This window comes from Streptomyces sp. ST2-7A (genome assembly GCF_021390475.1).
In the GTDB taxonomy this organism is placed as follows: Bacteria; Actinomycetota; Actinomycetes; order Streptomycetales; family Streptomycetaceae; genus Streptomyces.
Window position 1 is genome coordinate 85,184 of the sequence record NZ_JAJUWS010000028.1, and the last position, 6,424, is coordinate 91,607.

Annotated in this window: 3 protein-coding genes and 1 tRNA gene; 1 reads left to right on the plus strand and 3 read right to left on the minus strand. The window is 75.9% G+C overall.

The window, feature by feature from the left end:
• Window positions 1–21: 21 nt before the first annotated feature.
• The 3 genes from LZF96_RS17655 to LZF96_RS17665 all read right to left on the minus strand — a co-directional run bounded on the left by LZF96_RS17655 (window position 22) and on the right by LZF96_RS17665 (window position 2,733).
• Window positions 22–450 (minus strand): OsmC family protein, encoded by a 429-nt coding sequence (locus LZF96_RS17655; protein ID WP_233873162.1) that lies wholly within the window; start codon window positions 448–450, stop codon window positions 22–24.
• A 287-nt stretch (window positions 451–737) separates the two neighbouring features.
• Window positions 738–821, minus strand: a tRNA-Leu gene (locus LZF96_RS17660).
• A 499-nt stretch (window positions 822–1,320) separates the two neighbouring features.
• Window positions 1,321–2,733, minus strand: coding sequence for a DUF445 domain-containing protein (locus tag LZF96_RS17665; protein WP_374203265.1), 1,413 nt, complete (start codon window positions 2,731–2,733; stop codon window positions 1,321–1,323).
• Between the two features lie 1,184 nt (window positions 2,734–3,917).
• On the opposite strand from LZF96_RS17665, the gene LZF96_RS17670 reads away from it, so the two are divergent.
• Window positions 3,918–6,131 carry a transglycosylase domain-containing protein gene (locus LZF96_RS17670; protein WP_233873168.1) on the plus strand — a complete coding sequence of 738 codons (2,214 nt, stop codon included), beginning with the start codon at window positions 3,918–3,920 and terminating at the stop codon, window positions 6,129–6,131.
• The last annotated feature ends 293 nt before the right edge of the window (window positions 6,132–6,424 follow it).

Sequence of the window (6,424 nt, forward strand, 5' to 3'; positions counted from 1 at the left end):
GGGGAGCCCGGGACGCCCGGTTCAGGAGAGCAGTTCGGCCTCGAGGGTGATGTCCACCCCGCCGAGGGCCTTGCTGACCGGGCAGTTCTCCTTGGCTCCCTCGGCTGCCTTACGGAAGTCGTCCTCCGAGAGGCCCGGCACCCGCGCCTTGACGGTGAGCCTGATGCCGGTGATGCCCTCGCCGGGCTGGAAGGTGACGTCCGCCCGGGTCTCCACCGACTCCGGCGGCGTGCCGGCACCGGCCAGGCCGTGCGAGAACGCCATGGAGTAACAGGAGGAGTGGGCCGCCGCGATCAACTCCTCCGGGCTGGTGCGGCCGTTGGGCTCCTCGGCCCGGGAGGGCCAGGTGACGTCGTAGGTGCCCAGGCCGGACGACTCGAGGGCGACGGTGCCCGCGCCGCCCATGAGCGGGCCCTGCCACTGGGTGGTCGCCGTGCGCGTGGTTGCCATGTGCTTTCCATCCTCCGTGACGGATGTTTCGACGGCGGATCGCCCGCGCCCCGGCCGCCGGGGCGGATGGTGGCGGGGCGGTCCGTTCAGCCCCACGCTAACCCCCGCGCGGGGGTGGGGCGTCCCCGGGCGGGCGGCGTGTCCGCGACGGTGCCGGACCACGGCCGGAAACCGCGGTCTCCGGCCGTGGGAGGGCCGGAGAGGGAACGGGCGGACCGGGTGAACGGGCACCCCGCCCGGTCGGCCGATGCCGGCCGGTCCGGGGCGGGCCCCGCGACGCGCCACGGTGCGGCCGGAGGGATTCGAACCCTCACGGGCTTGCGCCCACTGGGACCTAAACCCAGCGCGTCTCGCCATTCCGCCACGGCCGCGACATCCGGCATCCTATCCGCCGCCGCGAGCCGCCCACCCCGGTGGCACCGGTCGGTCCGGGACCCGGGTGACCGACGGGTGCGTGAACCGTGCCACCACCCCCGGTGCCCGAACGGGCGCGGACCCGGCCGGACCACGACCGACGGGAACGGACCGACCCCGGGCCGGCCCCCACTCCCGGGCACGTCCCCGCCGACGGGGTCCCATCCCGGAACCCACCGCTCTCCCCGATGACCCTCGGATGCGCACCCGGCGTCGGCGTCGGCATCGTGCCGGGACGGATGGCGGTCGGTGCCCTCGTCGGGGTCTCCGACGACGCCACCGGGTTCCGGGAACGCCCCCGGTCCTCCGTTCCCCGGGGTCGGCAGCCGGACGGGCCCGGAAGGGCGGCAGCCCCGTCCCGGGACGGTGGGGAGGCCGACGGGCCCGCCCGGCCCGCTCCGCCGGGTGGCCGTCCCGGCCCGGGCCGGGACGGCCACCCGGGCGTGCGGGCGGGCGTCAGCCGCCCAGGGCCCGGGTCGCGGTGTGGATCACCAACCCCGCCAGCGCGCCGATGATCGTCCCGTTGAGCCGGATGAACTGCAGGTCGCGTCCGATGTGCAGCTCGATCTTGCGGGAGGTGTGGCGGGCGTCCCAGCTCGCCACGGTGTCGCTGATCAGCGAGGTGATCTCGTGGCGGTAGCCGGTGACCACGTGCACGGCTGCGTTGGTGACCCAGGTGTCCAGCTTGCCGCGCAGGCGCGGATCCGCCTCCAGTCGGGCCCCCAGGGAGAGCACGGAGGTGCGGGCCCGCAGCCGCAGCGCGCTGCGCTCGTCCTCGGCCGCCGCGAGCACCATCTCCCGCACAGCCGTCCAGGCGGAGGCGATGACGTCCTGCACCTCGGGCCGGTTCAGCAGTTCGGACTTCGCCCGCTCCACCCGCTCGCGGGTGGCCGGGTCCTCCCGGAGCTGTACCGCGAGGTCGGCCAGGAAGCGGTCCACGGCCCCGCGCGCGGGGTGGTCGGGACTGTCCCGCATCTCGGTGACGAAGCGCAGCAGTTCGCGGTAGACGCGGTCGCCGACCCGACGGTCCACGAAGCGGGGTGTCCAGCCCGGCGCGCCGCCCTCCACCGCCGTCATGACGGCGTCGCGGTGCTCCACCAGCCAGTCGTGCGCCTTGGCGCAGAACAGGTCCACCAGGCGATGGTGTCCCCCGTCCTCGACCGTGCGGCCCAGCAGCCTGCCCAGCGCCGGGGAGACCTCGGCCGCCTCGGCGCGCCGGGTGATGGCCTCCCCGAGGATCGCCTGGACGTCGGAGTCCCGCAGGACCGCCAGGCCGCCGCGCAGGGCGTTGGCCAGTTCGGAGGTGACCCGGTCGGCGTTGTCCGGCTGCGCCAGCCAGGCCCCCACCCGCCCGCCGAGGTCCACCGCGGCGATCTTCTCCCGAACCACCTGTTCGGAGAGGAAGTTCTCCCCCACGAAGTCACCCAGCGACTCGCCCAGCTGGTCCTTCTTGCTCGGGATGATCGCGGTGTGCGGGATCGGCAGACCGAGCGGGTGGCGGAACAGGGCGGTGACGGCGAACCAGTCGGCGAGCGCACCGACCATCCCCGCCTCGGCCGCCGCCGCCACGTACCCGGCCCAGGGGCCGGCGCCGCGGGCCTCGGCCCAGGTGGCCAGCACGTAGACCACCGCGACGAAGACCAGCAGGCCGGTGGCGACCACCTTCATCCGGCGCAGACCGCGCTGCTTCTCCAGGTCCATCTCGGTGAAGCCGTCGGTGAGTTTGCCGGGGAGCAGGGCGTCGGCCGGGGCGGGGCGGGTGCCGGGGCCCGGCGCGTCGGCGGGTTCGGGCACCGGCTCCGGTACCGGCCCCGGGGGCGCGTCCACGCCGGGGGGCGGCCCGCCCCCGTGTCGTTCTTCCGACGGCATCCGCGGCGGCCCCTCCGCGCCGTCCGCACCCGTCACGGCGGGAGGTCCCGCCCGATGTCCGTCGTCGTCGGCCTGTCCGGCCCGTTCCGCGTCCTGGTTCATCCGCTCCCACCCGTTCGGTTGGTCCCTGTGCATTGTGCGCAACGCGAAGGGGTCCCCACAGCATCATGTGGGTGGGAAGGGGACGGATCGGTCGATGTGGTCGGGTGGACGGGGGAGGCGACGGTGGGAAAAGTGACGGATCATGATGGAAGCGGCATCAACGGCGTGTCCACCCGTTCGGGCACCGCCGCTCCGGCGGGAATCGACGTGCCGGACGGTGGATCGCCGGGGAGAATGGCGGGGCGGGGCCGGGGGCTCCGCTCCACCGTCGGGGTGGGTTCGGCGGGCCTCCCGGAGTCGTCGGCCCGGGCCACCGCCCCCGCCGACGCCCCCGGGAGTCCGGCCGACCGCGCCGTATGCGACGTCCTGTGCCCCTCGGTGGGTGGCCCGCTCTGATCCGCCGGTATCGGCCGGGCACGCCCCCGGAACATCCCGGCGGGCACCGGCACAGCGGGCACCGGCACAGCGGGCACCGGCACCCCCGCGGACGGCGGAGCCGGCCCCGGGACGGCGGGCACCGGTATCGGTGGGGACGCGCCGGCCGGTCGGCCCCACCGGGGTGGCGGCTCCGGGGCCCGGCTCACGACCCGGACCGACCCCGTGAGAATCCCGCTCGGAGCGGGTGACCGCCCCCTTCCGGGTCCCCGACCGGCCGCCCGGGGACCGCCCCGGGGCCGGCCGGTCCTCGTCACCCCGCCGGCCGAAAGACAACCCTCCCCGTGCCCATCCCGCCCCGTGGGCCGTTGTCGGGGTGTAACGAGGCCCCCGGCGCAGGGGGTACCCCGGTTCGGGGTGTGGTCCGGCGGCGGGATGCGGCGGTTATGGCGAGACGAGACGAGCGGGTCGGGCGACGGGAACGAGGCGGCCGGGGTGATCGGGCCGGCCCGACCGGCGGCGGGCGGGGGCGTTCCCCCGCCACGGCCGTGCGGTCGAAGGCCCCCGATCTCCCCGCGCTCCGGGGCGGCGGCCGGGGCGGGGCCGGTGGGGAACCCCCGCCGGCGGGCCGGCGACCCGGCCGACAGGACGGGTGGGAGCCGCGCCCCGGCCGGGTGCCGCCGGCCCGCCGGAGCCGATGGCGGCGGGTGCTGCTGGGTTCGGTGGCGGCACTGGTGGTCGCCGTCGGCGGGGTGTTGGTCGCCGGCTACCTGCTGGTCGACATCCCCCGCCCCCGGGAGGCGGCGGCGGCCCAGGCCAACGTCTGGTTGTACGCGGACGGTTCGCCGCTGGCCCGCACCGGCGAGGTGAACCGGGAGAACGTCTCCCTGGAGCGGGTGCCCGAGCACGTGCGGTGGGCCGTACTGGCCGCCGAGGACCGCGACTTCTACACCACCTCCGCGATCGACCCCAAGGGCGTGGTCCGCGCCGGTTGGCGGATGCTGCGCGGCGAGGCCCGGCAGTCGGGCTCCACGATCACCCAGCAGTACGTGAAGAACTACTACCTGGACCAGCGGCAGACCCTCTCCCGCAAGAGCCGGGAGTTCTTCATCTCGGTGAAGCTGGACCGCGAGGTGTCCAAGGACGAGATCCTGGCCGGTTACCTGAACACCAGTTACTTCGGGCGCGGGGCCTACGGCATCCAGGCCGCCGCGCGGGCGTACTACGACAAGGACGTGGAGGAGTTGGGCGTCGGTGAGGGTGCCTACCTGGCCGCCCTGTTGAACGCCCCGAGCCTGTACGACGTGCGGGTCGCCCCCGAGCGGCGGGACCGGGCCCTGGCCCGTTGGGGATACGTGCTGGACGGCATGGTCTCCCGGGGGTGGCTGACCGCCTCGGAGCGGGCCGCGATCACCTTCCCCGAGCCGGGGGTGCCGCCCGCACCGTCCGGGCTGTCCGGGCAGCGCGGCTATCTGGTGGAGGCGGCCCGCGCCCACCTGCTGGCGAGCGGGACGCTGGACGAACAGCGGCTGGCCGCCGGTGGCTTCCGGATCACCACCACCTTCGAGCCCGACAAGCAGGAGGCGCTGGTCGAGGCCGTGGCCGAGGAGCTGTTGGAACGGCTGAGCCCGGACCGCCCGCAGGACGCGACGCTGCGGGCGGGCGCGGCCTCGGTGGAGCCGGACACCGGTCGGGTGGTGGCCATGTACGGGGGCGTGGACTACACCGTCCAGTACCTGAACAACGCCACCCGGCGGGACTACCAGGCCGCCTCCACCTTCAAGCCGTTCGTGTACGCGGCGGCCCGCGAGCACGGCGCGGTGACCCGTGCCGGCGTGCCGATCGGACCGTACACCCCCTACGACGGCACCAGTGGGCGTCCGGTGGTGGGCCGGGACGGGGTTCACACGGGGTGGGCGCCGGCCAACGAGCGGGACACCGACCACGGCACGGTGACGGTCGGTCGGGCGATGGACCTCTCGGTGAACTCCGTCTTCGCCCAACTGGGCGTGGACGTGGGTCCCGAGCTGGTCCGCGACACCGCGATCGCGCTGGGACTGCCGGAGGAGACGCCCGGCCTGGCCGAGGCCGAGGGCTCGATCTCCCTGGGGACGGCCACACCGAGCGCGCTGGACCTGGCGGGCGCCTACGCCACGTTGGCGGCCCGGGGTGAGCGGCGGCCGATGGTACTGGTGGACTCGGTCACCCGGGACGGCCGGCCGGTGGGGCTGCCCCGCTCCCGGTCGGAACGGGCGGTGAGCCGGGCGGCGGCGGACTCGACGACGGCGATCCTGCGCGGTGTGGTGGAGAGCGGTACCGGCACCGCCGCGCTGGCCGCCGGGCGTCCGGCGGCGGGCAAGACCGGCACGGCGGAACAGGACAAGGCGGCGTGGTTCGCCGGGTACACCCCCGAATTGGCGACGGTGGTCGGGGTGTTGGGCCAGGACCCGGTCAGCGGGGCGCAGGTGCCGATGTACGGGGCGCTGGGCGAGGAACGGATCAGCGGTGGCGGTGTACCGGCCCGGATCTGGGCCCGGTACACGGAATCGGCGCTCGCCGGGCAGCCGGTACGGGACTTCGAGCCGGAGACCGGACGGGCCGATGTCGGCCCGCGCGAGAGCGCGCCGGCCGTCCCGGCGGACGGCGGCCCCCGGGAGGACGAGGAGGCTCGGGAGGAGGAGTCCGACGGCGGACCGGACGGGGATGACGGGGAGGAGCCCGTGCAGGACGCGCCGGAGGAGGTCGGGGAGAGCCCGCCCGGCACGGACCCGGCGGCCCCGCCCGGGCCGCCGTCGGCGGAGCCGGAGGAGGAGCCGCAGCCGGCCCCGGACCGGGGAGGGCTCACGGACCTGTTGCCGCCGCTGACCGGCGGCGGGGAAAGGGCCGACCCCTCCCCCGCCGCCGACGAGCCCGCCGGCTGAGGCCGGACGGCGCCGGGTGTCCCGCCCGGCCCCGGCGCCGCGACGGTGGCGAGGATGCGCCGCCGTCGCCCGGGCCCGGCCGACCGCCCTCGCGGCGCCGAAGTGACCCCGTCCGGCCCGGGGCGATGCCTCCGCGCCTACCGTGGCGCCGTCGCGGAACCGCCCGCCCCGTTACCTTTCTCGTGGCCCCGAAACGGGGCGCCTGGCCCCCGGGCCCGGTATGGCTGTTTGCCCCCTGTCGAAGGGATGACCTGGGGGGTGTTGCCGCCGGGTCTCGGGGCACCGCTTGACCG

Bases quoted from the DNA above. Each gene is read 5' to 3' on its own strand.
- LZF96_RS17655 (WP_233873162.1), bottom strand. From the start codon at position 450: ATGGCAACCACGCGCACGGCGACCACCCAGTGGCAGGGCCCGCTCATG.
- LZF96_RS17665 (WP_374203265.1), bottom strand. From the start codon at position 2,733: ATGCCGTCGGAAGAACGACACGGGGGCGGGCCGCCCCCCGGCGTGGAC.